Annotated in this window: 27 protein-coding genes; 8 read left to right on the top strand and 19 right to left on the bottom strand. The window is 54.5% G+C overall.

Features of this window, described 5'->3' with window-relative positions:
• Nucleotides 1–127: 127 nt before the first annotated feature.
• A complete protein-coding gene (ahpC, locus tag IM267_RS09570) occupies nucleotides 128–691 on the top strand; it encodes an alkyl hydroperoxide reductase subunit C (RefSeq protein ID WP_008501015.1) in 564 nt (187 codons plus the stop codon).
• A 185-nt stretch (nucleotides 692–876) separates the two neighbouring features.
• Nucleotides 877–2442 carry an alkyl hydroperoxide reductase subunit F gene (gene ahpF / locus IM267_RS09565; RefSeq protein ID WP_107534913.1) on the top strand — a complete coding sequence of 522 codons (1566 nt, stop codon included), beginning with the start codon at nucleotides 877–879 and terminating at the stop codon, nucleotides 2440–2442.
• Nucleotides 2443–2501: 59 nt separating this feature from the next.
• On the opposite strand, the gene uspG is transcribed toward ahpF, so the two are convergent.
• The gene (gene uspG / locus IM267_RS09560; RefSeq protein WP_063449390.1) at nucleotides 2502–2930 is read right to left on the bottom strand and encodes a universal stress protein UspG; all 429 of its coding nucleotides are present in this window, start codon (nucleotides 2928–2930) and stop codon (nucleotides 2502–2504) included.
• 181 nt (nucleotides 2931–3111) lie between these two features.
• On the opposite strand from uspG, the gene IM267_RS09555 reads away from it, so the two are divergent.
• Entirely contained in the window at nucleotides 3112–4350 is a 1239-nt protein-coding gene (locus tag IM267_RS09555; protein ID WP_015571156.1) for a zinc-dependent alcohol dehydrogenase, read from the top strand.
• An 89-nt stretch (nucleotides 4351–4439) separates the two neighbouring features.
• Here the strand turns inward: IM267_RS09555 and rnk are convergent, their stop codons facing one another.
• Complete coding sequence (gene rnk, locus IM267_RS09550) at nucleotides 4440–4850, bottom strand: nucleoside diphosphate kinase regulator (RefSeq protein WP_006809650.1); 411 nt, start codon at nucleotides 4848–4850, stop codon at nucleotides 4440–4442.
• Between the two features lie 260 nt (nucleotides 4851–5110).
• On the opposite strand from rnk, the gene IM267_RS09545 reads away from it, so the two are divergent.
• On the top strand, nucleotides 5111–5737 hold the full coding sequence (locus tag IM267_RS09545; protein ID WP_193033272.1) for a flavin reductase family protein: 627 nt from the start codon (nucleotides 5111–5113) through the stop codon (nucleotides 5735–5737).
• Here the strand turns inward: IM267_RS09545 and rna are convergent.
• Together rna and dcuC are read right to left on the bottom strand one after the other, a co-directional pair.
• On the bottom strand, nucleotides 5731–6540 hold the full coding sequence (rna, locus tag IM267_RS09540) for a ribonuclease I (RefSeq protein WP_131636161.1): 810 nt from the start codon (nucleotides 6538–6540) through the stop codon (nucleotides 5731–5733). The two genes, IM267_RS09545 and rna, sit on opposite strands and share 7 nt — an antisense overlap.
• Nucleotides 6541–6634: 94 nt before the next feature.
• Nucleotides 6635–8002: an anaerobic C4-dicarboxylate transporter DcuC gene (gene dcuC / locus IM267_RS09535; RefSeq protein ID WP_193033271.1), complete on the bottom strand. Its 1368-nt coding sequence runs from the start codon at nucleotides 8000–8002 to the stop codon at nucleotides 6635–6637.
• Nucleotides 8003–8601: 599 nt separating this feature from the next.
• Here dcuC and pagP point away from each other — a divergent pair.
• Nucleotides 8602–9144 (top strand): lipid IV(A) palmitoyltransferase PagP, encoded by a 543-nt coding sequence (gene pagP, locus IM267_RS09530; protein ID WP_226848011.1) that lies wholly within the window; start codon nucleotides 8602–8604, stop codon nucleotides 9142–9144.
• A 190-nt stretch (nucleotides 9145–9334) separates the two neighbouring features.
• Complete coding sequence (gene cspE / locus IM267_RS09525; RefSeq protein ID WP_002439184.1) at nucleotides 9335–9544, top strand: transcription antiterminator/RNA stability regulator CspE; 210 nt, start codon at nucleotides 9335–9337, stop codon at nucleotides 9542–9544.
• A gap of 219 nt (nucleotides 9545–9763) precedes the next feature.
• Here cspE and crcB read toward each other — a convergent pair whose 3' ends face one another.
• Complete coding sequence (gene crcB / locus IM267_RS09520; RefSeq protein ID WP_193033270.1) at nucleotides 9764–10147, bottom strand: fluoride efflux transporter CrcB; 384 nt, start codon at nucleotides 10145–10147, stop codon at nucleotides 9764–9766.
• A gap of 67 nt (nucleotides 10148–10214) precedes the next feature.
• On the opposite strand from crcB, the gene IM267_RS09515 reads away from it, so the two are divergent.
• Entirely contained in the window at nucleotides 10215–11003 is a 789-nt protein-coding gene (locus IM267_RS09515) for a deaminated glutathione amidase (protein WP_193033269.1), read from the top strand.
• Between the two features lie 128 nt (nucleotides 11004–11131).
• Nucleotides 11132–11335 carry a twin-arginine translocase subunit TatE gene (gene tatE / locus IM267_RS09510; protein ID WP_003858723.1) on the top strand — a complete coding sequence of 68 codons (204 nt, stop codon included), beginning with the start codon at nucleotides 11132–11134 and terminating at the stop codon, nucleotides 11333–11335.
• A gap of 80 nt (nucleotides 11336–11415) precedes the next feature.
• Here tatE and lipA read toward each other — a convergent pair whose 3' ends face one another.
• The 14 genes from lipA to leuS form a co-directional block, all read right to left on the bottom strand.
• Nucleotides 11416–12381, bottom strand: a complete 966-nt coding sequence (gene lipA / locus IM267_RS09505; RefSeq protein ID WP_006809637.1) for a lipoyl synthase — start codon at nucleotides 12379–12381, stop codon at nucleotides 11416–11418.
• Nucleotides 12382–12588: 207 nt separating this feature from the next.
• Complete coding sequence (locus IM267_RS09500) at nucleotides 12589–13542, bottom strand: YbeF family transcriptional regulator (RefSeq protein WP_107534918.1); 954 nt, start codon at nucleotides 13540–13542, stop codon at nucleotides 12589–12591.
• A gap of 291 nt (nucleotides 13543–13833) precedes the next feature.
• Entirely contained in the window at nucleotides 13834–14475 is a 642-nt protein-coding gene (gene lipB, locus IM267_RS09495) for a lipoyl(octanoyl) transferase LipB (protein ID WP_063866077.1), read from the bottom strand.
• Nucleotides 14476–14569: 94 nt separating this feature from the next.
• The gene (gene ybeD / locus IM267_RS09490; protein WP_003858718.1) at nucleotides 14570–14833 is read right to left on the bottom strand and encodes a DUF493 family protein YbeD; all 264 of its coding nucleotides are present in this window, start codon (nucleotides 14831–14833) and stop codon (nucleotides 14570–14572) included.
• Nucleotides 14834–14940: 107 nt separating this feature from the next.
• Nucleotides 14941–16152 carry a D-alanyl-D-alanine carboxypeptidase DacA gene (dacA, locus tag IM267_RS09485; RefSeq protein ID WP_063866078.1) on the bottom strand — a complete coding sequence of 404 codons (1212 nt, stop codon included), beginning with the start codon at nucleotides 16150–16152 and terminating at the stop codon, nucleotides 14941–14943.
• 139 nt (nucleotides 16153–16291) lie between these two features.
• A complete protein-coding gene (gene rlpA, locus IM267_RS09480; RefSeq protein WP_193033268.1) occupies nucleotides 16292–17398 on the bottom strand; it encodes an endolytic peptidoglycan transglycosylase RlpA in 1107 nt (368 codons plus the stop codon).
• Between the two features lie 16 nt (nucleotides 17399–17414).
• On the bottom strand, nucleotides 17415–18527 hold the full coding sequence (gene mrdB / locus IM267_RS09475) for a peptidoglycan glycosyltransferase MrdB (RefSeq protein WP_048966702.1): 1113 nt from the start codon (nucleotides 18525–18527) through the stop codon (nucleotides 17415–17417).
• A gap of 2 nt (nucleotides 18528–18529) precedes the next feature.
• Nucleotides 18530–20431 carry a peptidoglycan DD-transpeptidase MrdA gene (gene mrdA / locus IM267_RS09470; RefSeq protein WP_193033267.1) on the bottom strand — a complete coding sequence of 634 codons (1902 nt, stop codon included), beginning with the start codon at nucleotides 20429–20431 and terminating at the stop codon, nucleotides 18530–18532.
• 28 nt (nucleotides 20432–20459) lie between these two features.
• Nucleotides 20460–20927 (bottom strand): 23S rRNA (pseudouridine(1915)-N(3))-methyltransferase RlmH, encoded by a 468-nt coding sequence (gene rlmH / locus IM267_RS09465; protein ID WP_003858701.1) that lies wholly within the window; start codon nucleotides 20925–20927, stop codon nucleotides 20460–20462.
• Nucleotides 20928–20930: 3 nt separating this feature from the next.
• The gene (gene rsfS / locus IM267_RS09460) at nucleotides 20931–21248 is read right to left on the bottom strand and encodes a ribosome silencing factor (protein ID WP_003858696.1); all 318 of its coding nucleotides are present in this window, start codon (nucleotides 21246–21248) and stop codon (nucleotides 20931–20933) included.
• Nucleotides 21249–21516: 268 nt separating this feature from the next.
• Nucleotides 21517–22182 (bottom strand): nicotinate-nucleotide adenylyltransferase, encoded by a 666-nt coding sequence (nadD, locus tag IM267_RS09455; protein ID WP_193033266.1) that lies wholly within the window; start codon nucleotides 22180–22182, stop codon nucleotides 21517–21519.
• Nucleotides 22175–23206 (bottom strand): DNA polymerase III subunit delta, encoded by a 1032-nt coding sequence (holA, locus tag IM267_RS09450; protein WP_193033265.1) that lies wholly within the window; start codon nucleotides 23204–23206, stop codon nucleotides 22175–22177. The genes nadD and holA overlap by 8 nt, the downstream gene beginning before the upstream one ends.
• Entirely contained in the window at nucleotides 23206–23775 is a 570-nt protein-coding gene (lptE, locus tag IM267_RS09445; RefSeq protein WP_063449374.1) for an LPS assembly lipoprotein LptE, read from the bottom strand. The genes holA and lptE overlap by 1 nt, the downstream gene beginning before the upstream one ends.
• A 14-nt stretch (nucleotides 23776–23789) precedes the next feature.
• Nucleotides 23790–26372: a leucine--tRNA ligase gene (leuS, locus tag IM267_RS09440; RefSeq protein ID WP_193033264.1), complete on the bottom strand. Its 2583-nt coding sequence runs from the start codon at nucleotides 26370–26372 to the stop codon at nucleotides 23790–23792.
• Nucleotides 26373–26476 lie beyond the last annotated feature (104 nt).

Here is a 26476-nt window from a genome sequence, read left to right as displayed (position 1 = left end):
AGAGTTCACCTTGCTGTCTTGTTGCCGTTGTAAGGTTTGGCTGATTGATTTGATAAAGCATACGCATTAGCCCCGATGAGCAAAGTTGGTTACCTTACATCTCAACGAAAACACGGAGGAAGTACAGATGTCCTTGATTAACACCAAAATTAAACCTTTCAAAAACCAGGCGTTCAAAAACGGTGAGTTCATTGAAGTTACCGAGAAAGATACTGAAGGTCGCTGGAGCGTCTTCTTCTTCTATCCGGCTGACTTCACCTTCGTTTGCCCGACTGAACTGGGCGACGTTGCTGACCATTACGACGAACTGCAAAAGCTGGGCGTAGACGTTTACTCAGTGTCTACCGATACCCACTTCACCCACAAAGCGTGGCACAGCAGCTCTGAAACCATCGCGAAAATCAAATACGCGATGATCGGCGACCCGACTGGCGCCCTGACCCGTAACTTCGACAACATGCGTGAAGATGAAGGCCTGGCAGACCGTGCAACCTTCGTTGTTGACCCGCAGGGTATTATCCAGGCTATCGAAGTTACCGCTGAAGGTATCGGCCGTGATGCATCTGACCTGCTGCGTAAAGTGAAAGCGGCTCAGTATGTAGCTTCTCACCCAGGCGAAGTGTGCCCGGCGAAATGGAAAGAAGGCGAAGCGACTCTGGCGCCATCTTTAGACCTGGTCGGCAAGATCTAAGTCTGTAAAGCCTGGCGGCGCTGCGCTTGCACAGGCCTACGGTATCGTAGGCCGGGTAAACGAAGTGCCCCCGGCAATCAATGGGCGCACCCGCGCCCATTTCATTCCAGCACCATGATGCAAGTTGCATTCAGGCCGCCCGCAAAGGCAGCTTGCATGATGACGTCTTAAGAGAGGGAAGAACCATGCTCGACACCAATATGAAAACCCAGCTCAAGGCCTACCTTGAGAAACTGACCAAACCCGTTGAGCTGATTGCCACGCTGGACGACAGCGCGAAATCGGCAGAAATTAAAGAGCTGCTGGCAGAGATCGCTGAACTGTCGCCAAAAGTGACCTTCAAAGAAGACAATTCGCTTGCGGTTCGTAAACCTTCTTTCCTGATTACTAACCCGGGCTCGGACAAGGGACCGCGTTTTGCCGGCTCTCCGCTGGGACATGAATTTACCTCACTGGTGCTGGCGCTGCTGTGGACCGGTGGTCATCCGTCGAAAGAAGCGCAGACCCTGCTGGAGCAGATCCGCGATATCGACGGTGATTTTGAGTTTGAAACCTATTATTCGCTCTCCTGCCACAACTGCCCGGACGTGGTGCAGGCGCTCAACCTGATGTCGGTTCTGAACCCGCGCATCAAGCATACGGCGATTGACGGCGGCACGTTCCAGAATGAAATCACCGATCGCAACGTGATGGGCGTTCCGGCGGTGTATCTGAACGGTCAGGAGTTTGGTCAGGGCCGCATGACGCTGACGGAAATCGTCGCGAAAGTGGATACCGGCGCAGAAAAACGCGCGGCGGAAGAGCTGAACAAACGCGATGCATACGATGTGCTGATTGTCGGTTCCGGCCCTGCGGGCGCGGCGGCAGCGGTTTACTCCGCACGTAAAGGGATCCGCACCGGCCTGATGGGCGAGCGTTTCGGTGGTCAGGTGCTCGATACGGTAGACATCGAAAACTACATTTCCGTGCCGAAAACCGAAGGTCAGAAGCTGGCCGGTGCGTTGAAGGCGCACGTCAGCGATTACGCTGTGGACGTCATCGACAGCCAGAGCGCCAGCAAACTGGTTCCGGCGGCGGTAGAAGGTGGCTTACACCAGATTGAAACCGCCTCTGGCGCGGTGCTGAAAGCGCGCAGCGTGATCATTGCCACCGGCGCGAAATGGCGCAACATGAACGTGCCGGGTGAAGATCAGTATCGCACCAAAGGCGTGACCTACTGCCCGCACTGCGACGGCCCGCTGTTCAAAGGCAAACGCGTAGCGGTGATCGGCGGCGGTAACTCCGGCGTGGAAGCGGCTATCGATCTGGCGGGGATTGTTGAACACGTTACCCTGCTGGAGTTCGCCCCAGAGATGAAAGCGGACCAGGTGTTGCAGGACAAAGTGCGTAGCCTGAATAACGTCGACATTGTGTTGAATGCCCAGACGACGGAAGTGAAAGGCGACGGCAGCAAGGTGACCGGCCTGGAATACCGCGACCGCGTGAGCGGCGATATCCACAGTGTACCGCTGGCGGGGATCTTCGTTCAGATTGGTCTGCTGCCAAACACCACCTGGCTGGAAGGCGCGATTGAGCGCAACCGCATGGGCGAGATCATCATTGATGCGAAATGCGAAACCAGCGTGAAAGGGGTATTTGCGGCGGGCGACTGCACCACCGTGCCGTACAAGCAGATCATCATCGCCACCGGCGAAGGTGCGAAAGCGTCGCTGAGCTCGTTTGATTACCTGATCCGCACCAAAACCGCATAACAAAAGAAAGCAAGACTATACCTGCAATGCAAGAGGCCACCAGAAGGTGGCCTCTTTTTTTATCTGACGACCATCACCGGAATGTGGGTGTGGCGAATCACGCTGGACGCGTTCGATCCCAGCAGGTGCGTGGTGATGGAAGGATTACGTGAACCGATCACCACTACGTCCGCATTCAGCTCCGCGGCCAGCTCGTTAACGGCGTCGCGAACGCTGCCGAAGCGAACGTGAGTTTTAATGCGGGAAGGATCGATGCTGAAATGCCCGACCATGGTTTGCAGGCGCGTTTCGGCTTCGTGCTGTAAATGCTCTTCAAAACGGCGCACGTCGGCAGCAAAGCGGTGCAGGCTCAGGCTGGCAGAGCCCGGTAAGACATGCAGAAGATGAATAATTCCGTCCTGCTGCGCGAGAAATTCCGCGTGACGTACAGCTTTATCACTCAGTTCCATTTCGAAAACATCAACCGGCATAATGATTGTTTGATACATAACCGTTTCTCCTTGTTTATAAACGCTGAAATCATTCAACCACAAAATATAAATGGTTTCTGTAATCCCGACAGCACTTTTTCATTTCGCCAGGATAAATCTCAAAACAGCGGGATTCTGGGGCAGATCCCGTGGGGTAGCTACCCTTTTATAAGCTAACCCACACCCTTTCGGAGGTTGCATGAAAGCTCTCACCTATCACGGTCCACACCATGTTCGGGTTGATAACGTGCCTGACCCGGGCATTGAACAGCCAGACGATATCATCCTGCGCGTAACGGCCACGGCGATCTGTGGTTCCGATCTGCATCTTTATCGCGGAAAAATTCCCAAGGTCCAGCACGGCGATATCTTTGGTCATGAATTTATGGGCGAAGTGGTGGAGTGCGGAAGCGAGGTGAAAAACGTGCAGAAAGGCGACCGGGTGGTGATCCCGTTTGTGATCGCCTGCGGCGACTGCTTCTTTTGCCAGATGCAGCAGTACGCGGCCTGCGAAAACACGAACCGCGGGCAGGGCGCGGCGCTTAACAAAAAGCAAATTCCCGCTCCTGCGGCGCTGTTTGGCTACAGCCATCTCTACGGCGGCGTGCCGGGCGGACAGGCTGAGTACGTGCGCGTGCCGAAAGGTAACGTGGGGCCGTTTAAAGTGCCGCAGCTGTTGTCTGATGACAAAGCGCTTTTCCTGTCCGATATTCTGCCAACCGCCTGGCAGGCGGCGAAAAACGCCCAGATCCAGAAAGGCTCCAGCGTCGCCGTATTCGGGGCCGGACCGGTGGGGCTACTGACCATTGCCTGCGCGCGTCTGCTTGGCGCAGAGCAGATTTTCGTGGTTGACCATCACCCTTACCGGCTGCGGTTTGCTCAGGAGCGCTATGGCGCCATCCCGATTAACTTTGATGACGATAACGACGCGGCGGAGAAAATCATTGAGCAAACGGCCGGGCAGCGCGGGGTGGATGCGGTCATTGATGCCGTCGGGTTTGAGGCCAAAGGCAGCACGACGGAAACGATCCTCAGTAACCTGAAAATTGAAGGCAGCAGCGGCAAAGCCCTGCGCCAGTGCATTGCGGCGGTGCGACGCGGTGGCGTGGTCAGCGTGCCGGGCGTGTATGCCGGCTTTATTCACGGCTTCCTGTTTGGCGATGCCTTCGATAAGGGGCTGAGCTTTAAGATGGGCCAGACGCACGTCCATGCCTGGCTGGGAGAGCTGCTGCCGCTCATCGAAAAGGGGCTGCTCACGCCGGAAGATATTGTGACCCATTACCTTCCGCTGGCCGACGCGGAGCGCGCCTATAAGATTTTCGAAAAACGCGAGGAAGAGTGCCGCAAGGTGATCCTGGTGCCTGGCGCAGATACCCCGGAGGCCGCACAGCAGAAGGTGAAAGGGCTGGTGAATGCTTTCCCCGGCGGCGTCGTGTGAGGCCTCTCACTGACACTCTCGGGTGATTTTGCGGAAAGAGGATGCAGACGCATCCTCTGTGCAAAGCGGGGTCGCTTGTTCAGAAGGGATTAACGCAGGTAATCGCCCGCGGCTTCAGGCTGGTAGAGCAGCTCAAGCACTTCCAGATGGGCCGAGGCGCCGCCCGGGAGTTCCCAGTGGATGGTATCGCCCGTGCGCAGCCCAAGCAGCGCCGCGCCCACGGGGGCCAGCACCGAAAGCTGCGTGCTGCTGTCGGTCATCTGCGCCGGGTAGACCAGCGTGCGGGTCAGTTCTTCCCCGGTCGTCAGGTTGCGGAACTTCACCTGGCTGTTCATGGTAACCACATCATGCGGCATGGTTTCAGGCGTACACATCTGCGCCCGGTCTAGCTCTTCGTTCAGCGCATCCGCTACCGGCAGCGAGGCAAATTCTGGTTTTTCCAACAGGCGGTCAATACGTTCTGCGTCGAGTTCATTGATGATAATCGTAGGTCTGGACATTTTTACTCCATGTCGTTAATGCTGCGTGTAACGCAGAAACCAATCCAAAAGAAAACCCTCGCCGTCTGGCAGCGAGGGTTTAACTTATCTGATGATACTGTCTGAACCCGTAAGTTTGAAGTGATGAACGTCACAATCATGCGCCATATGAATTTTTGGCAATAAACCCGGCCCCCGATTCACGCTGAACGGAAATTTCGTTAGTCTGGGAAGACCGAACCCGGGCAATGCGCGTTGCAGCCCATCGTAGAGAGAGCGATATGTACTTTTACCAACCTTCTCAGGGGCACGGCCTGCCGCACGACCCGCTGAATGCCATTATCGGCCCGCGTCCGATTGGCTGGATCTCATCCAGTGATAAGGCCGGACTGCTGAACCTGGCCCCGTATAGCTTCTTTAACTGCTTTAACTATCGCCCCCCAATCATTGGTTTTTCCAGCAACGGCTGGAAGGACAGCGTGCGGAATATTACCGAAACGGGTGAGTTTGTCTGGAACCTCGCGACGCGCGATCTGGCCGAGGCGATGAATGAAACTTCCGTCACGCTGCCTCATGGTGAGGATGAATTTACCTTTGCCGGCCTGACGCCCGTAGCCAGCCAGCTTGTGGGCGCGCCGCGCGTGGCGGAAAGCCCGGTTAATTTCGAGTGCCGATTATCGCAGTGCATTCAGCTTACCGGCGCGGACGGGACGCCGATTGATACCTGGCTGGTGCTCGGCGAAGTGGTGGGCGTCCACATCGCCGAAAGTCTGCTGGAAGAGGGGATTTACCAGACCGCAAAAGCGCAGCCCATTCTGCGTGCGGGGGGACCGACGGCCTACTACGCCATCAGCGACAGCCATCGGTTCGATCTGGTACGCCCGGATGCCCGCAGGAACAATCAGTAACCGGCTTTATCGATGACGAACTGTTTACCGCAGTTGCCCGGATGCGGCTGCGGAGCAAAGGAGCCGGCAGAGAGCGGCTGGTTTATGGTGCTGGATTTCAGCGAGATCTGCATTTCGGTCAAATAGGCCGGATTGCCATGGCAGGTAAGCTTGAAGGCTTTAACGTTCTGCTTCCCCCAGCTTTTGGCCACGGCGGCATCAAAGTCGCTGCGGCGTACGGTTTTGCCGTAGTTTTCCGCCAGAAATTCCCCTACCGCGCTACTCTTCACTTCCTGGTTCATGCGCACCATGGTGCCGAAGTAGGCGTCGGGATCAAAACCAAAGCAGACGCCGTGTTTTGCGTATTCATAACGTTCAAGGCAGGAGTTGCCGCCCGCGCCGGGCATCACGCTGTTCAGCTTTGCCGCGCCCGAGAGCGATAGCCCGGTTTCTGCTGCGGCACATTTGCGGCTGGCTTTTGCTTCCGGCATGTTCGGCACCGGACGCGTGGCGCAGCCGAAGCGCATCCAGCGGCGTTCATCCACGCCGCGAGCAGCGATCGATTTCGGCAGGCCGGGCCATAAGCCGTGGACGGTCAGAAAATCGGTTTTGTTGTTGCTCTCTTTTTGCAGCCGGCACTCGTCCGGTTCGTCGCGGTTACGTTCGACCATGCTTTGGCAAAATCCGGTTTGCCAGGAAAGCGCCAGAACGTAGCGATCGAAATCGCCGTACTGCGTTGCCTTAAGAGGGTCCGCCTGGAGTGAGAAGACACAGAGTGCAAGCGCTACTGCGCCAGACGGGATAACGATATCCTTCCTGAACATTTGCTTTCCTGATTGGTTGGGCGCGATTAATTTCTGGGGGTTATTAAAGCACAAAAAGCGCCCGCAGGCGCTTTTTGGAAACCAGGAATTTCGCTTAGGCAGCGCCGGGAACCAGCACTTCGGTGGCGATGATGACGATAATCAGACCAACCAGCACCGGCACTGACGTGCGTTTTACCACTTCAAACGGAGAGATTTTTGCCATCCCCGCAACCGCAACCACCACGCCCGATACCGGAGAGATGGTACGACCCAGGTTAGAGGCCTGAAGCATTGGAATGGACAGGTAAGCCGGGTTGATGCCGGAGGTGTGTGCCAGCTTAGGGATCATCTCAACAAAGGCGTAGAAAGGCGCGTTACCGGAGCCGGTGGTCATCGCCGCCAGCATGGTCAGCACCACCAGTACCAGCATCAGGATAATACTGGCCGAGCCGAACGAGGTGGCGATAGAGATCAGGCTCTGAATAAAGCCGATAGTGCTCAGCCCTTGGGCAAATACCCCTGCGGCAACCAGCAGCATTACCACGCCCGCGAAGGCGTCTGCCATACCGCGGAAGGCGACTTCCAGACCAGTGAACACTTTCTGGGTATTAAAGCCACGGACAAATTCGAGGATGGCCGCCAGCAGCATACAGATCACCAGGATAGTGATGATGTGCAGCTGCGGACCCCATTTGCCGTCAAAAATAAGCACGCCAATAATCGGGGTGAACGGCAGGATGGAATAAAACGCCGGGGCGGTAGTGGTGATTTCGCTGACGTTCATCATTTCATGGCTGACGTTCTCTTTCTTATCGAGATAGCGCTGCCAGAAGAAGTGCGCCACGCCCATACCGAGAATAGCGGTAATAGAGATCGGCAGCGTGGTTTTGAAGGCGAAGTCAATCAGCGACATTTCCGCTGCTTTTGCGGCCAGCACTACGTCACCGGAAGTAGGGGAGAGGATAATTGCCGCCGGAGAGGCGCAAATAGCCGCCGCTGCGCCACGGCTGATCCCGACGTTAACCATCACCGGGAATAACGTCGCCATCAACAGCACGCCGAGGCCTGTGGCTGAGGAAACGGCTAACGACATCAGGCAGGCCAGGAAATAGGCCGCGACCATCAGCAGGTAGGGGGAGTTAATATATTGCAGCGGTTTAGAGGCCAGCTTCACCACCATATCATTCGCGCCGATATGGGTCATGTAGGCGGCAAAACCGCAGAGCATCATGATCATCATGCCCAGATCGCCGCCGCGGCTCATCAGCAGAATTTTTATATATTCCACAATATCGGTGGCGGTATATCCCGTGCTGGCTTCACTGGCGGGTAATACCTGATGACCCATTAGCGCGCTAATAATGAGCAGCGCAAGGCCCCCGACAAATAACACGCCGGTGGCAGAGTATCCTTTAATGATGTAGCGTGCTACACCGACAATGACCACGACTCCAATGAGGAGTTCGAGAAAAGTAAGCATGATTTCCCCTGTATCCTTGCTGCCCGAGAGGACAAATAATCAATAAAAAAGCAGCCTGAAATGTGCCGAATAAATGGCCAGTCCTTGCTGATTAAAATCAAGAAAGCGACGACTAAAGGCAATGATGATGATATTTTTGCTCATCCTGCGTCATTTATCTTATGTCCTTATTGACCAGATGAATAGAGATTATATGTCATTAAATTGATATTTAAGTGTTAATTTTTTGGGTGTGGCGTGCTGTTGTCCCTGCATCTCGCTTCGAAAAGCGTTGAAGCCCGCGAACGTGCCCTGGCCGCGGCCCGGCGCAGTACCGTCGCAGCGATGGCGGCAGGAAGATTACCGCACCACGGCTGAGAATGTCGGATATTCCTGCGCAGCATAAATTGTTACATCAGAGTTAAATATGCCCTTTGCATGCGCTTATTCAGTCAGGCAGATTTCCGGTACGCAGACTATTCTCAGCACCGGATTGTTAATTAAGAATACCCCCCCATGCCGTTAAGCGTTCATTCAAGTATCCTGTGTTAAGGTTTGCACTGAATACGAAATAGGGTAATGGCACTGTGATTGTACGATTTAAATTCCCCCTTCTTTTATTGTTTATTATTGGGCAGTTATCGTTCGCGTCCGTTGTAAATGCAGAGGGTAATACAGCGGATAAAGGCTGGTTTACGACCTTCACGGATAACGTCGCGCAAACATGGAAGGAACCCGAGCATTACGATCTCTATATTCCGGCCATTACGTGGCACGCCCGTTTTGCCTACGATAAAGAAAAAACAGACCGTTATAATGAGCGTCCCTGGGGGGCTGGCTTCGGTCAGTCTCGCTGGGATGAAAAAGGCAACTGGCATGGCCTGTACCTGATGGCGTTTAAGGACTCCTACAACAAATGGGAGCCCATTGGCGGCTACGGCTGGGAAAAAACCTGGCGTCCGTTATCAGACGACAATTTCCATCTGGGTTTAGGCTATACGGCAGGAGTGACGGCGCGTGATAACTGGAAATACATTCCTGTCCCGGTGCTGTTGCCGCTTGCCTCTATCGGTTACGGCCCGGCGACGTTTCAGATGACCTACATACCGGGTACGTATAACAACGGTAACGTTTACTTTGCCTGGATGCGGTTCCAGTTTTAACTGATTTTGGGTGATGAATCGGCCAAAAAATGCACAGGCATTGAAATGTAAAGGATAAAAATCGGACAGCGAAAATTAACGCGACTTTTGTCACTTTTTATCAAAGATCCGCTGGACAAAACGCCTCACAATTGTTGTACTGATACCCGACACAGCATTTGTGTCGTTTTTTAATGTAAAGGTAATTTTGATGTCTAAGATTAAAGGTAACGTTAAGTGGTTTAATGAGTCCAAAGGATTCGGTTTCATTACTCCTGAAGATGGCAGCAAAGACGTGTTCGTACACTTCTCTGCAATCCAGTCTAATGGTTTCAAAACTCTGGCTGAAGGTCAGCGCGTAGAGTTCGAAATCACTAACGGTGCCAAAGGCCCTTCTGCTGCTAACGTAATCGCTCTGTAATTCAGACGCGTCAGCAAGAATTTCAAAACCCGCTCAATGAGCGGGTTTTTTTCGTTCTGAATCAACCCATAAGATAGATCTTCAGAAAGCTGGCGACGATCGCAACGCTTAGCAGTACCATGCCCGCGCTCAACAGATTCTCTTTCATGCTCTCACCCTCAGTCAGTATTGCGCCAAGAGTGACAGAGAAAAGTTAAGCCAACATTAAGGGTGCCGCGTTTATTGTCCGCTGGCGGGGGAAAATAACCAGAATGCGATCGCGGTCATCGCAAACGAGCCAAGCATGTTAACGGCGATATTCGTCAGCGCCCAGCCCATCCGTCCTTCCTGAAACAGAAATACCACTTCCGCAGAGAAGGTCGAAAACGTCGTTAAGCCGCCGCAGAAACCGGTCGTGATCAGCACCTTCCACATCGGGTCGATATGAGTCATGCGATTGAACCACGCCAGCCCCATGCCAATAATAAACGCGCCAAGCAGATTTGCTGCCAGTGTGCCCATCGGAATGGCCTGATGCAGAGGGTTAAACCGCATGCTTAAGAGCCACCGCGCAACGCTACCCGTGCCCCCACCAATAAAAACGGCTATAAGTAGTTGTAACACTGTCATTACCTGCTGTTTGCTGTGTGAATGCGTCGAGTGTAACGCTGTTTTTAACCGGGAGACAATTATGTATGTAGCAGTAGGACAGTTCGCGGTGACGCCGGACTGGAATGAAAATGCGCGCAAATGCGTCTCCCTGATGGACCAGGCATCGCAAAAAGGGGCGGCGCTGTTGGTGCTTCCGGAAGCGTTACTGGCGCGCGATGATAGCGATCCGGACCTGTCGGTCAAATCTGCGCAAATGCTGGAAGGGGCGTTTTTGAAACAACTTCTGGCCGAGAGCGCTGGCAATACGCTCACCACCATTTTGACTATTCATGTTCCCTCCACGCCGGGACGCGCGGTGAACACGCTGGTGGCGATTCGTGAAGGTGCGATTGTCGCGAGTTACGCCAAGCTGCATCTGTATGATGCGTTCAGCATCCAGGAGTCGCGGCTGGTCGATCCGGGAAGTAGTATTCCGCCGCTGATTGAGGTGGACGGTTTCAAGGTTGGCCTGATGACCTGCTACGATATCCGTTTTCCCGAGCTGGCGCTGAACCTGGCATTGCAGGGGGCAGAGGTGCTGGTGCTGACTGCCGCGTGGGTCAGAGGCCCGCTTAAGGAGCATCACTGGGCCACGCTGCTGACCGCACGCGCGCTGGATACCACCTGTTATGTGGTTGCCGCAGGGGAATGTGGTAACAGGAATATCGGGCAGAGCAGGGTTGTTGATCCGCTGGGAGTGACCGTTGCGGCGGCGGCGGAGTCGCCTGCGCTACTGCTGACGGAGATAACATCAGACCGAATCGCGCTTGCGCGTGAGCAATTACCTGTTCTGCGTAACCGCAGATTTGCGCCACCGCAATTAATATGATGTTTTTTTCAACAATGCTTGATTCACCTTGTTACAGATTGCTATTGTGTGCGCGCGCCTGATGACCGTTAATACGTTCAGGTTTCTTTGGCGCTGAATGCAGCCTGTTTCATGTAAAGAAGGTATTTATGGGTGAGATTAGTATTACCAAACTGCTGGTGGTTGCCGCACTGGTCGTCCTGCTGTTCGGTACCAAGAAGTTACGCACGCTGGGTGGAGACCTGGGTGCTGCCATTAAGGGCTTTAAGAAAGCAATGAACGATGACGACGCGGCAGCAAAGAAAAGTGCCGAAGATGACATCACCGCACAGAAGCTTTCGCACAAAGAGTAATGGCAATGCTGCAAGGCTTGCATAAAAAAACCGGCTCACGAGGCCGGTTTTTTGTTTTACTGTAAGCAAATTTTACAGGTTTATTTAACTTCTTCGCCTTTCGCCTGCATATCGGCGTGATAAGAGGAGCGAACAAACGGGCCGCAGGCCGCGTGGGTAAAGCCCATCGCCATCGCTTCGGCTTTCATTTCATCGAACTCATCCGGGCTCACGTAACGCTGTACGGGCAGGTGGTGACGGCTCGGCTGTAGGTACTGGCCCAGCGTTAGCATCGTCACGCCATGGCGGCGCAGATCGCGCATCACTTCAATGATTTCAGCGTTGGTTTCACCCAGACCCACCATCAGGCCAGACTTGGTAGGAATATGCGGATGGGCTTCTTTGAAGCGCTCCAGCAGTTTTAGAGACCAGTTGTAATCTGCACCAGGACGCACCTGACGGTAGATACGCGGCACGTTCTCCAGGTTGTGGTTGAACACGTCTGGAGGCGTCGCGGTCAGAATATCGAGCGCGCGGTCCATTCGGCCACGGAAGTCCGGCACCAGCGTCTCAATCTTAATGTTCGGGCTTTTTTCGCGGATGGCGGTAATGCAGTCAGCAAAATGCTGAGCACCGCCATCGCGCAGATCGTCACGGTCAACGGAGGTGATAACAACATAACGCAGCGCCATATCGGCAATGGTCTGCGCCAGTTTTTGCGGTTCGTTTGCGTCAGGCGCAACAGGACGGCCATGGGCAACGTCACAGAACGGACAGCGGCGGGTGCAGATGGCACCCAGAATCATAAACGTCGCGGTACCGTGATTGAAACATTCAGCAAGGTTAGGGCAGGAGGCCTCTTCACAGACAGAGTGGAGGCCATTTTTGCGCATCGCCGCTTTGATCCCCTGGATACGCGAAGAGTCAGCCGGAAGTTTAATTTTCATCCATTCCGGTTTTCTTAACAGCGCCTCGCGCTCTGTAGCCACGTTTTTAACCGGGATAAGGGCCATTTTATCGGCATCGCGGTATTTAACACCGCGTTCCATCACAATGGGTTTACTCATAGCGTGCGTGTTCCAGTTGCGAATATCGAAGGAAAGCGTTTCAATTCAAGGGAATGTTGTAATTATCAACTATTTTTGAACGAACGACAGGCAGTATATCATTTATAGGGGCGTGAAAGCAGCCTGCCTGGTCGCCAATTTGTAAAATAGTTGTTGTTTTGTGCCTTTTGCCCCGCATGCGGCAGGGGCTTGTGCTGAAAGGCAGGATCAGAAAGCCTGACGGATCACGTTAATGACGTTTTCCAGGACCGGATCGCGCAGGCTTAGCTTGTTGTAATGCAGTGAGATTTCAACAGATTCCGTAGCGAGCTGGCTTAACGGAATGCTCTCCAGCGGCCAGCACTTTTGCAGCAGAGTGAAGAGACGCACGGGCATGATACAGAGCAAATCGCTGCTGCCAAGCAGGGCCGCAAGGGTAAACATATTGTAACTGCTGAAGCTGATCAGACGGTCCGGGAACAGTTCGTTAATACGCTGTCGCAGCGGATCTTGTCCCTGTCCTTCGGCCATAAACGTGGCATGTTCGTATTGTCGCAGATTTTCTGGCGTCAATGGTGCGCTCAACGCAGGGTGAGCCTGACGGCAAACGAGCGCCAGCGAGTCGGAATAAAGAACGTTATGCCCTAATGCTCTGGCCGCGAAGGTATTGCTGTCGATGATCAGATCCGTCTGGAATTGCGCCAGCTGTGTTTCCGGATCGTTTACGGGCACGTTGCGGATCAGCAGCTGCGGCGCATGCTGTTTCACAGCCTGATAAATAGCCGGCATGACCAGAACGCCCACCGAGGGTGAAGTGCCTATGGTAATGGTTCTTTGCTTATCGTAACTGCCGGTGAGATCCAGCGCGCCCAGAATCGACTCCAGGCCCTGACTGATGTACTCATGCAGATGGGTGGCGTATGCGGTTGGGGTTACGCCCTGGCCTTTACGAATAAATAACGGATCGGGAAATATCGCGCGCAATTTTTGAATGGACTGGCTAATAGCAGAGGGCGTGAGATTAAGAATTTTCGCAGCATTAACGATACCTTTGTGGACATATACCGCCTCAAAAATAGTCAGTAAATTGAGATCAATATTACGTAAAGTCCGAAAAATTTGCGGCTTATCTTCGCCGCCGGTTTCATTCAGGCGTTTGGCTGGTAAATTAGTAGGCTCCACGCTCTTACTCCGTATCCATTCACAATATGAATGATAGTTGAATTTATTTATTATGCTTGCAGAGATCAGTAAAGTCTTTCGTAAGTTTCCATTGTTTATCGAAAACAAGCAGTTGGGTGATTGTCACGCACGTTACACGATACCCGGTAATGGTTCTATTAAGGTTCTAATTAATATGGGTCGCTAATATATGGGCGACTCGAAAATATAGAATATGCGGTTTATTGTAAAGCGTAAATGCGTTTATTAAGACGTGGCTCGTCAAATAATCGAGCCACTGACGGATGGGTGTTAAGCAGTAATATATTCGTAAGCGGGATTGTTAAGCAGCGCTAAAAAGTTCTTCAGAAGCACGGGGCGGATATTGTCAGGCGTGGCGGTATCAACCCACTGGCGCATTTGCGTCATTTCCATACCGGCATACCCACACGGGTTGATGCGCTGGAAGGGGGTCAGATCCATATTGATATTCAACGCCAGCCCATGGAACGAGCAGCCTTTACGAATACGCAGCCCCAGCGAACAGATCTTCATCTCTCCAACATAGACGCCCGGCGCATCGGCGCGAGGATGAGCGTCAATATCATACTCAGCCAGCGTGTTCACCACGGTCTGTTCCAGTAAGGTAACCAGCTCGCGCACGCCAAGCTTTCTGCGTTTCAGGTTAAGCAAGACATACATCACCTGCTGGCCAGGGCCGTGGTACGTCACCTGTCCACCGCGATCGCTCTGGATCACCGGGATATCGCCCGTCATCAATAAATGTTCGGCTTTTCCTGCCTGGCCTTGAGTGAACACCGGCAGGTGTTCAACCAGCCAGATTTCGTCAGGCGTGGTGTCATCGCGCGTATCGGTAAAGTCATGCATAGCCTGAGAAACAGGCTCGTAAGGCTGTAGCCCAAGATGGCGGACAAGAATTTTATCCTGGTACAAAAGGATGTCTCCGAAGACAGGGGAGAATAGGTAACGGGGAGTATATCACAGCGGGGAAAGGAGTTACCCGGCAAACCGGGCAACCGCAGAGGGACTACAGTACCATACGAACAATTTCGATATTGCCGAGCTCTTCGTACAGCGTCTCTACCTGCTCAATATGTGTTGCAGTAATAGTGATTGAGACCGAGTGGTAGTTACCTTTGCTGCTCGGTTTGACTGATGGAGAGTAGTCGCCCGGCGCATGGCGCTGTACCACTTCAACCACCTGATCAACCAGCTCAGGTTTCGCCAGACCCATTACTTTGTAAGTAAAAGGGGTAGGGAATTCAAGCAGTTCGTTAAGTTTGGTTTTCATGTCAGCTCCGGCGTGTGTATAAAAAATAATAACTCCCGCCACGGGGCGGGAGTTTTACTGATACGTAGTATATGGGGATCAAAATCACACTTTCAAGTGTTCAAATTTTAACCAAACCAGTGATGGAACATCAGCTTAATGTAATCAATGATTTTGCCGAAGAAATTGCCTTCAGGAATTTCTTCCAGCACCACCAGTGGGCGCTGATCGATGGTTTTGCCATCCAGCTGGAAGTTGATGGTACCCACAACCTGATTCTTTTGCAGCGGGGCGTGCAGTTCGGTGGTGTTCAGCACGTAGCTGGCTTTCAGATCTTTCATGCGCCCGCGTGGGATTGTCAGATAGAGATCTTTGTCCACGCCCAGGGAAGCACGGTCGTTATCGCCAAACCAGACGGGCTCAGAAGCAAATTCTTTACCGGCCTTCAGCGGGTTCACGGTTTCGAAGAAGCGGAAGCCCCAGGTCAGCAGTTTTTTGCTTTCTGTTTCGCGTCCTTTAAACGTGCGTCCCCCCATCACGGCGGAGATCAGACGCATCTGGCCTTCAGTAGCGGAGGCCACCAGGTTATAGCCGGCTTTGTCGGTGTGGCCGGTTTTGATGCCGTCGACGTTCAGGCTGTTATCCCACAGCAGGCCGTTACGGTTGGTCTGACGAATGCCGTTGAAGGTGAACTCTTTCTCTTTGTAGATAGAGTATTCGTTTGGCACATCGCGGATCAGCGCCTGACCAATCAGCGCCATGTCACGCGCGGAGCTGTACTGGCCTTCCGCATCCAGGCCGTGAACGGTCTGGAAGTGGGTGTTTTTCAGGCCCAGCGCGGAGACATAGCTGTTCATCAGACCCACAAACGCGTCCTGGCTGCCTGCGGCAAAGTCGGCCATTGCCACACAGGCATCGTTACCGGACTGCAAGTTAATGCCGCGAATCAGCTGAGAGACGGGAACCTGCATGCCTGGCTTCAGGAACATCAGCGATGAACCTTTGAACACCGGGTTACCGGTTGCCCACGCGTCGTTACCGATAGTTACCAGGTCGGTTTCTTTGAATTTACCTGCCTTCATCGCCTGGCCGATAACGTAGCTGGTCATCATTTTAGTCAGGCTGGCCGGATCGCGGCGGACATCGGCGTTCTGTTCTGCCAGAACTTTGCCGGAGTTGTAATCAATCAGGATGTAGGATTCCGCGTCGATCTGCGGAACGCCAGGGATCATGGTCTTGATGTTCAGGTCATCAGCGTGAGCGGCGGAGAACGCAGCAGCGCAAAGGGCCGTGGTCAGCGCCATGCGCTGCACAAAACGAGCAGAAAAAGTGGTCTTCATGGTCAGAACTACGACATCCGTGATGGAATTAAAAAAAGTGCCTTACTATAGCAAATGCTATACGGGCAGGCATCCGACTTTCATCATGAGAGTGTTAACGTGGTTTACACAAACTGACATTTCGGATACCACCGATTAATTATTTCGCAACAGCGATAAACGACTGGAGTTGCGCCTCGCTCTGCAAACGCTGTTGCAGGGACGCGGCCTGTGCTTTGCTGGCAAACGGGCCCATCTGGATACGCCATACCGCACCGTTTTGCTCAACGCGGCCTGGCACGCCAAACTGCTGGCTTAAGCGCTGCTGATACTGCTCTGCACGCGTCCGATCGCTGACGGCGCCAACCTGAACCACGTAGCTGCCGCTCGCCGCCGCAGGCGCAGCAGTCTGCGTCGCAGCCGGCGCAGTTACCGGGGCGAGTTGTGCTGCGGGCGCAGTAACGACAGGCGCAGGCGCTGGAGCTGGTTCATTCGTTTCAATCACGCCCGACGCTAAGGTGGTGGGTGCGCCAAGGAAGCCGCTGCTTTTCACCGGGGCGCCTGTCGCATCTTCACTTTGCAGCGTATCGTTGCTGATGGCGCGCACTTCACCCTGCGGCTGTGCGGGCTCTGCCGGCGTTGACGCGCCCCCCATACCACCGCTCAGATCCGGGCGAGCGGGCAGGGCGTAGGTTTGCTTCGCCACCGTGGTACAGGCTGTGCCTGGTCCAGACAGCGAACCATCCTGCGCCACGATAATCGGGTCGATACGCACTTTCGTATTATTGGAGGTGTTCAGACGATCGGCCGCCGCGCGCGACAGGGAAATCACGCGATCGTTGCCGTAAGGGCCACGATCGTTGATGCGCACCACGATCATTCGGCCGTTCGCCAGGTTAGTGATGCGCGCATAGCTCGGGATGGGCAGCGTCGGGTGTGCCGCCGTGATCTGCATCGGATCGAAGGTTTCACCTGAGGCGGTCAGGTTGCTGCCTGGCTCAGCATCATAGATGGCAGCAAATCCCGCCTGGCTGAAGCGGGAAGGATCCTGAACGATTTTATAGCTTTTACCGTCGCGCTGATAATCCTGATTCACGCTGGCGTTCAGCGGTTCATAAACGGGATCGGCACCGCTAATTTCAACAATCGGGCCATTACAGACCGCAGGCTGCGGCGGCGCGACGGTTGCCTGTTGCTGACCATCATCACTTGTACAGGCGGCAAGTAAACTTGCTGCGATACTGATACCCAGCCACTGCTTACGCATTGCGATCCCCTTATTTTTATACGCTTTTGGACAACATTTTCCTGTGGGTATGGATCGACATCACGATACCAAACCCGGCCATCAACACGATCAGTGCCGAGCCCCCGTAACTCACCAGCGGCAGCGGTACGCCAACAACCGGCAGAATACCACTCACCATACCAATATTTACGAAGACATAAACGAATAAAATCAACATTAACCCACCCGCCATGACCCGGCCAAAGGTGGTCTGCGCACGCGCGGCAATGTAGAGCCCACGCATGATCAGCAACACGTAGAGTGCAAGCAGCACCAGGATGCCGACCAGCCCTAACTCCTCAGCCAAAACGGCAAAGATAAAGTCGGTGTGGCGTTCCGGTAAAAATTCGAGCTGCGACTGCGTACCGTGCAGCCAGCCTTTACCGCGCAGGCCGCCGGAGCCAATCGCAATCTTCGACTGAATAATATGATAGCCTGCGCCCAGCGGATCGGTCTCGGGATCGAGCAGCATCATTACGCGCTGGCGCTGGTAATCATGCATCAGGAAGAACCAGAGAATAGGGATGAAGGCAGCCAGCAGGACCACCGCAATGCCGATCAGGCGCCAGCTCAGGCCGGACAGGAACAGAACGAACAGGCCGGAGAGGGCGATAAGAATCGAGGTACCGAGGTCAGGCTGTGCGGCCACGAGCAGCGTCGGCAGGAAAATCAGCACCAGCGCAATGGCGGTATTTTTCAACGACGGCGGACAGACGTCGCGGTTAATGAAGCGCGCCACCATCAGCGGAACGGCGATTTTGGCAATTTCCGACGGCTGGAAGCGGACAATCCCCAGATCCAGCCAGCGTTGCGCCCCCTTCGAGATGGCACCGAACGCGTCTACCGCCACCAGCAAAATGATACAGAAAATATAGAGATAGGGCGCCCAGCCCTCATACACGCGCGGTGGGATTTGCGCCATCACCACCATAATGACCAGGCCCATGGCGATCTGGCCGATTTTACGCTCCATCATGCCGATATCCTGGCCGCTGGCGCTCCAGATAACGAGGGCGCTGTACACCAGCAGAGCCAGCAGGATCAGCAGCATGGCTGGGTCGATGTGGATCTTATCCCACAGCGATTTTTTATTCGGATTATCCGTCATGATTATTGGTCCTCCGCCGCAGCGGCTGCCGGGTTTTCAGCAGGCAGTTCGGTGTTGTTATCACCCAGCATGATGTGGTCGAGGATTTGACGCATGATGGTACCCACCGCCGGGCCTGCGCCGCCGTTTTCCAGAATCATCGCCACCGCAACCTGCGGGTTTTCGTAAGGGGCAAACGCCGTCATGAGCTTGTGGTCACGCAGACGTTCGGCAATTTTGTGGGCGTTATAGGTTTCATTCGCTTTCAGACCGAAGACCTGTGCAGTACCCGATTTGGCGGCAACCTTATACGGTGCGCCAGCGAAATATTTGTGCGCCGTGCCGTTAGGGCGGTTGGCTACGCCGTACATACCGTCTTTCGCGATTTCCCAGAATCCGGAATGAATGTCACCCACCGGTGGCTCATGAGGCTGTATCCACGGCACTTTTTTGCCGTCTTCAACGGTGCTTTGCAGCAGGTGCGGCACTTTCACTACGCCATCGTTGATGAGGATCATCATCGCCTTGTTCATTTGCAGCGGCGTTGCCGTCCAGTAACCCTGGCCGATCCCCACCGGAATGGTGTCACCCTGATACCAGGGCTTTTTAAAGCGCTTCTGCTTCCATTCACGGGTTGGCATGTTACCGGAACGCTCTTCCGCCAAATCTATACCGGTGTAGTGCCCGTAGCCGAATTTGCTCATCCATTCAGACAGACGGTCAATACCCATGTCGTAGGCGACCTGATAGAAGAAGGTATCCGCAGACTCCTCCAGTGATTTGGTCACGTTCAGATGGCCATGGCCCCATTTTTTCCAGTCGCGGTAGCGTTTCTCAGAGCCAGGCAACTGCCACCAGCCCGGGTCAAACAGGCTGGTATTGCGGGTAATGACGCCTGCGCTCAGCGCAGACACGGCGACATACGGTTTAACCGTTGAGGCTGGAGGATAAACCCCCTGCGTAGCGCGGTTCACCAGCGGGGTGTTTGGGTCATTGAGCAGGCCGGAGTAATCTTTGCTGGAAATACCGTCCACGAAGAGGTTCGGATCGTAGCTTGGCATGGAAACCATCGCCAGAATGCCGCCGGTACGCGGGTCGGTCACGATCACGGCGGCGCGGCTACCCGCCAGCAGCGTTTCGATATACTGCTGGAGCTTCAGGTCGAGCGTCAGATACACGTCATGTCCCGCCTGCGGGGGGACCTCTTTTAGCTGACGGATCACGCGACCACGGTTGTTGACTTCAACCTCTTCATAACCGGTCTGGCCGTGCAGGACATCTTCGTAGTAACGTTCGATGCCCAGCTTGCCGATATCATGGGTTGCGGCGTAGTTAGCCAGCTTGCCGTCTTTATCAAGGCGTTCGACGTCTTTATCGTTGATTTTGGAGACGTAGCCAATCACGTGCGTCAGCGCGGAGCCGTAAGGATAGTAGCGGCGCTTATAACCTTTGACTTCCACGCCGGGAAAACGGTACTGGTTAACGGCAAAACGGGCGACCTGCACTTCTGTCAGGTTGGTTTTTACCGGAATGGAGGTGAAGCGGTGAGAACGTGCACGCTCTTTTTTGAACGCCGCGATGTCATCATCGTTCAGGTCGACAACGCTTCTCAGCGCGTTCAGCGTATCTTGCACGTTATCCACTTTCTCCGGCATCATCTCAATCTGATAGATGGTGCGGTTTAGCGCCAGCGGGGTGCCGTTACGATCGTAGATAATGCCGCGGCTGGGCGCGATGGGCACCAGCTTGATACGGTTTTCGTTTGAGCGGGTCTGGTAATCGGTATAGCGGACAATTTGCAGATTATAGAGGTTGGCGATCAGCACGCCGGTAAGCAGCAAAATCCCCGTAAAGGCGACCAGCGCCCGGCGCACAAACAGCGCGGACTCAGCCGTATAGTCGCGAAAAGAATTCTGTAGTTTCATCCGCTGCTTAAGTTACCCTGGTCAGTCATTACTCGCGGTGATAAGGGTGGTTGGTAGTGATGCTCCACGCGCGATACAAACTTTCTGCCACGAGAACCCGCACGAGCGGGTGGGGCAGCGTCAGCGCAGAGAGTGACCAACTTTGTTCTGCTGCCGCTTTGCAGGCGGGAGATAACCCCTCTGGTCCGCCAATCAACAGACTGACGTCACGACCGTCCTGCTTCCAGCGCTCCAGTTCGTGCGCCAGCTGCGGCGTATCCCAGGGCTTGCCCGGGATATCGAGGGTCACGATGCGGTTTTTGCCTGCGGCAGCCAGCATCAGCTCTCCCTCTTTATCGAGAATACGTTTGATATCTGCGTTCTTGCCGCGCTTTCCTGCTGGGATCTCCACCAGTTCGAACGGCATATCTTTTGGGAAACGACGCAGATACTCAGTAAAACCAGTTTGTACCCAGTCAGGCATTTTGGTGCCGACGGCGACCAGCTGCAACTTCACGCATTAACCCCAGAGTTTTTCCAGCTCATACAGGCGACGGCTCTCTTCCTGCATGACGTGGACAATCACATCGCCGAGATCGACAACCACCCAGTCAGCGGTCGCTTCACCTTCAACGCCCAGCGGAAGCAGCCCTGCCGCGCGCGATTCCTGAACAACATGGTCAGCAATCGAAACAACGTGACGAGTTGAGGTACCGGTGCAGATAATCATGCAGTCGGTGATGCTGGATTTACCCTTAACGTCGATAGCGATGATGTCCTGACCTTTCAGGTCATCAATTTTGTCGATAACAAAATCCTGGAGTGCTTTACCCTGCAAGTTTTCCCCCTGGGTGAATGAGATTGTACAACTGTGAATTCGTGGTCAGCCAGTATACCTGAACTGACGCCAGTCGCGGGACAAATGTCACCGCCCGGCTTTTGAAGGCGGGTATCATCCCACCCTCCGCCTGAGATTGCATCGCCATTTTTGTAAAACAATTTCTGTAAAGCAACGATCGGCGGGAAAGTCTGGCAGCGGAGGATATCAGTATGGCTTAGCCTGTCAAGGCAGGATAATCATTAACAGGCAATTTCGCCGGTGATGTTCAGGCATCTGTACTTTTCTGATACAGACCGTGTGCGTGGATATAGGCCAGCACAGGTAAGGGCAGGAGATCGTCACAGTTCAAACCCTGCTGGAGACGCTCGCGGATGAGGGTTGCGGAAATATCAAACCACGGCGTCTCGGCGAGGTAAATTTTACCGGCGGACAGGCTGTGAAGGTCTTCTATATTGTCCGTAAGATGCGCGTCAAGCCACTGCTGATGCTGCGGTTCACGCATGGTCAGCGGGTAGCCCGGACGGCGGCAGACCAGCAAGTGACTGTTTTCCAGAATGGTTTCGTACTGGTACCAGCTGGGAAAGTTGAGCAAGGAATCCTGGCCGATGATAAACGCCAGCGGTTTCACTGGCCCCTGCTCAGCGCGCCACTCCCGCAGGGTTTGCGATGTCCAGGACGGCGTATCCCGGCGCAGTTCGCGCTCATCCAGCGTGAAGAGAGGCTTATCGGCGATAGCCAGCGCGAGCATCGCTTTGCGCTGTTCGCTGGTTGCTTCTGGCTGAGGACGGTGCGGCGGAACATTGTTGGGCATGATGATCACCCGCTGCAAGCCAATCAAATTCGCGAGGATTTCTACCGGCTTAAGATGCCCATAGTGCACCGGGTCGAAGGTCCCGCCATACATTGCCTGTAAAGAATGCATATCACCCATCGATAAATACGTCTGCCAGCGCCTTATGGCAGAGCAGTAAGGAGAGGCTCTCCAGCTCCGCCCAGACGGACTGGCCGTAATCCTGTTTCAGCGTCAGTTCGGCGCGCATCAGCAGCTGCACGGCCTGACGCAACTGCTCCTGGCTCAGGCGGTTTATCGCCTCCGTGGTCATCGCCCGACGGTTCTGCCACACGCGATGCTTGTCGAATAAGGCGCGCAGGGGCGTATGCGCCGACTGGCGCTTAAGGTTGTTCAGCAGCAGTAGTTCGCGCTGGAGCGTGCGAAGCAGAATGACCGGCTCACTGCCTTCCAGGCGCAGCTGTTGCAGTATGTGCAGGGCACGCTTACTTTTCGCCGACAGCAGCGCATCAACCCAGTGGAAGGGGGTAAAGTGCGCGGCATCGTTCACCGCCTGTTCGACGCGGGGCAGCGTCAGCTTGCCATCCGGCCACAGCAGGGAGAGCCTGTCCAGCGCCTGCGCCAGTGCCAGAAGATTGCCTTCATAGCAGTAGCAAAGGAGCTGGCTGGCGGCATCGTCCAGTTGCAGGTTGTGCTGCTTTGCTCGCGCGGCAACCCATTTTGGCAGATGTGCCTGTTCAGGCGTCTGGCAGGTAACCAGCACTGCACTGGTGGCCAGCCGGGTAAACCAGGCCGCGTTTTCCTGCGCTTTTGTGAGTTTGTTGCCGCGTACTATCAGCAGCAGATCGCTGTGTAACAAGCTGACCAGCTTGGCGAGCTGTTCGTTGATGGTGGCATTAGGACCATTCTCTGGCAGCAGGATCTGGATTGTCTGACGTGAGGCAAACAGGCTCATGGCCTGACAAAGCGAGAAGATAGCGTTCCAGTCGGTACTGTTATCGATCTGGAACGTATGATGCTCATCAAAACCCTGTGCGGCTGCCGCATGGCGAACAGCATCAAGGCTTTCCTGAAGTAACAGGGGGTCGTTACCAAGTAGCAGGTAGGCCGCGCGCAGCCCTTCGTTGAGCTGCGCGCGGAGTTGTTCAGGATACAACCTGATCATCAGTTACCCAGCGACGTTGGCATGTCCGGCGTGCTGGCATCCGGTGTTTCGATGACGTCAGCGCCTTTCTTCGACGACGCGGCAATGGCAGGCAGTCTACGGATCAGCTGCTCTGCGGCCTTATCATACATTTCCTTGATGATAATCTGCTGTTCAGCGTCTTTTGCCAGGGCCGTCTGCGGGTTATCGAAGAACGAACGGTAGACTTTGGTGTTGATAGGGTAAATATCTTTACCCGGCATTAAGACGGCCGCATCAACGGTAAGCACCATTTGATATTCCGCGGTTCGACCATCCTGGAAGATCGACGCCGTGTCTTGTGACAGCGTAGATTTCAGGACGCGAAGCGAAGGAACATCCTGACGCAGGGTTCCCTTCTCGATCAGCTTAACATCGTTCAAACGCAGCTGGTTACGAATGGCCCGGCTCAGCGGTCCGTTCGGATCGGATGAGTCGAAGATCATCGTTTTCATCTGCGCAGGCACTGCCGTGGTGTTGCGCAGGTGCCAGCCGCAGCCAGCGGTGACAAGCACCGCCAGAGATAAGAGTATTGTTGCCAGTTGTCGCACGTTTCCTCCCGCGCTTAGCCAACGACCAGATTCAGCAGTTTACCCGGTACGTAGATCACTTTACGTACGGTAACGCCCTCAAGGTATTTCGCGACCAGATGTTCCTGGCCTGCGCGCTCGCGAACCTGTTCTTCGGTTGCGTCGACCGCGACGGTGATTTTACCGCGCACTTTACCGTTAACCTGCACCACCACCAGCGTGGTGTTTTCCACCATAGCGGATTCATCAGCCACTGGCCACGGCGCGTTGTCGATATCGCCTTCGCCTTTCAGCTCTTGCCACAGCGTAAAGCTAACGTGCGGTGTGAACGGGTTCAGCATGCGAACGACCGCCAGCAGCGCTTCACGCATTAACGCGCGATCCTGCTCGCCGTCCTGCGGAGCTTTCGCCAGCTTATTCATCAGTTCCATAATAGCCGCAATTGCGGTATTGAAGGTCTGACGACGACCAATATCGTCGGTGACTTTCGCAATGGTTTTATGAACATCACGACGCAGCGCCTGCTGATCTTCAGTCAGTGCAGCTACGTTCAGCGCTGGCGCATCGCCCTGAGAGGTGTGCTCGTAAACCAGTTTCCAGACGCGTTTCAGGAAGCGGTTGGCCCCTTCAACACCGGATTCCTGCCACTCCAGGGTCATGTCTGCCGGAGATGCGAACATCATGAACAGACGCACGGTGTCTGCACCGTAACGCTCAACCATCACCTGCGGGTCGATGCCGTTATTTTTAGACTTGGACATCTTGCTCATGCCGGTATAAACCAGTTCATGACCTTCAGCGTCTTTCGCCTTCACGATACGGCCTTTCTCGTCACGTTCGACAATCGCATCAACGGGAGAAACCCAGTTACGCTCGCCGTTCGCGCCAACGTAGTAGAACGCATCTGCCAGCACCATCCCCTGACACAGCAGCTGTTTTGCTGGCTCGTTGGAATTGACCAGGCCTGCGTCACGCATCAGTTTGTGGAAGAAGCGGAAGTAGAGCAGGTGCATGATGGCGTGTTCAATGCCGCCGATGTAGATGTCTACCGGCAGCCAGTAGTTTGCCGCGTCGGAATCCAGCATGCCTTCTTTGTACTGCGGGCAGGTGTAGCGCGCGTAGTACCAGGAGGACTCCATGAAGGTGTCGAAGGTGTCGGTTTCACGCAGCGCTGGCTGGCCGTTGACGGTGGTTTTGGCCCACTCAGGATCGGCTTTGATCGGGCTGGTGATACCGTCCATGACCACGTCTTCCGGCAGGATCACCGGCAACTGATCTTCCGGGGTTGGCATGACGGTGCCGTCTTCCAGGGTCACCATAGGGATTGGCGCACCCCAGTAACGCTGGCGGGAAACGCCCCAGTCGCGCAGACGGTAGTTCACTTTACGCTCGCCCACGCCCAGAGAAGCCAGTTTGTCGGCGATGGCGTTGAAGCCCTCTTCGAAGCTCAGGCCGCTAAACTCACCGGAGTTAAACAGTGTGCCTTTTTCGGTCAGCGCCTGCTCGGAGAGGTCAGGTTCAGAACCGTCAGCCGCCAGGATCACAGGCTTGATGTTCAGGCCGTATTTGGTGGCAAATTCGTAGTCACGCTGATCGTGGCCCGGCACGGCCATCACTGCGCCCGTACCGTATTCCATCAGCACGAAGTTCGCTGCCCAGACCGGGATGGCTTCGCCCGTCAGCGGGTGAATTGCTTTGAAGCCGGTATCAACGCCTTTTTTCTCCATCGTCGCCATGTCGGCTTCGGCCACTTTCGTGTTGCGGCATTCGTCGATGAAGGTTGCCAGCTCCGGATTGTTTTCCGCTGCTTTTTGTGCCAGCGGGTGACCCGCAGCCACGGCAAGGTAAGTCGCACCCATGAAGGTGTCCGGACGGGTGGTGTAGACGGTCAGGGTCTGGTCGTAATTTTCTACGTTGAAGGTGATTTCAACGCCTTCAGAACGGCCAATCCAGTTGCGCTGCATGGTTTTAACGGTGTCAGGCCAGTGATCCAGAGTGTCCAGATCGTTCAGCAACTCGTCAGCGTAGGCGGTGATTTTGATAAACCACTGCGGGATCTCTTTACGCTCAACTTTGGTGTCGCAGCGCCAGCAGCAGCCGTCGATAACCTGCTCGTTCGCCAGTACGGTCTGGTCATTCGGGCACCAGTTAACGGCGGACGTTTTTTTGTAGACCAGGCCTTTTTTATACAGCTCGGTGAAAAACTTCTGCTCCCAGCGATAATATTCTGGTGTACAGGTAGCCAGCTCGCGGCTCCAGTCGTAGCCAAAGCCCAGCATTTTCAGCTGATTTTTCATGTACGCGATGTTGTCGTACGTCCACGGAGCCGGTGCCGTGTTGTTTTTCACCGCTGCGCCTTCAGCAGGCAGGCCGAACGCATCCCAGCCGATAGGCTGAAGAACGTTTTTGCCCAGCATACGCTGGTAGCGTGCAATCACATCACCGATGGTGTAGTTACGCACATGGCCCATGTGTAGTCGACCAGAAGGATAGGGAAGCATCGACAGGCAGTAATACTTCTCTTTGCTCTCGTCTTCGGTTACTTCAAAGGTGCGCTTCTCGTCCCAGTGTTGCTGGACTTTTGATTCTATCTCTTCCGGGCGGTATTGCTCTTGCATGGCAGCCAGTGGTCCTGTGTTCAATACAGCTACAAATGTAGCCAATGGATGTGGTAATTCAGATCCGCATAGCATAGCCCAAACGCCCGCGTCAAAACAGCCTT

This window comes from Enterobacter cloacae complex sp. P15RS, assembly GCF_014895905.1.
Classification (GTDB): Bacteria; Pseudomonadota; Gammaproteobacteria; order Enterobacterales; family Enterobacteriaceae; genus Enterobacter; species Enterobacter quasihormaechei.
Note: the sequence above shows the minus strand (reverse complement) of the source record. Positions and strands in the feature narration are given on the sequence as shown.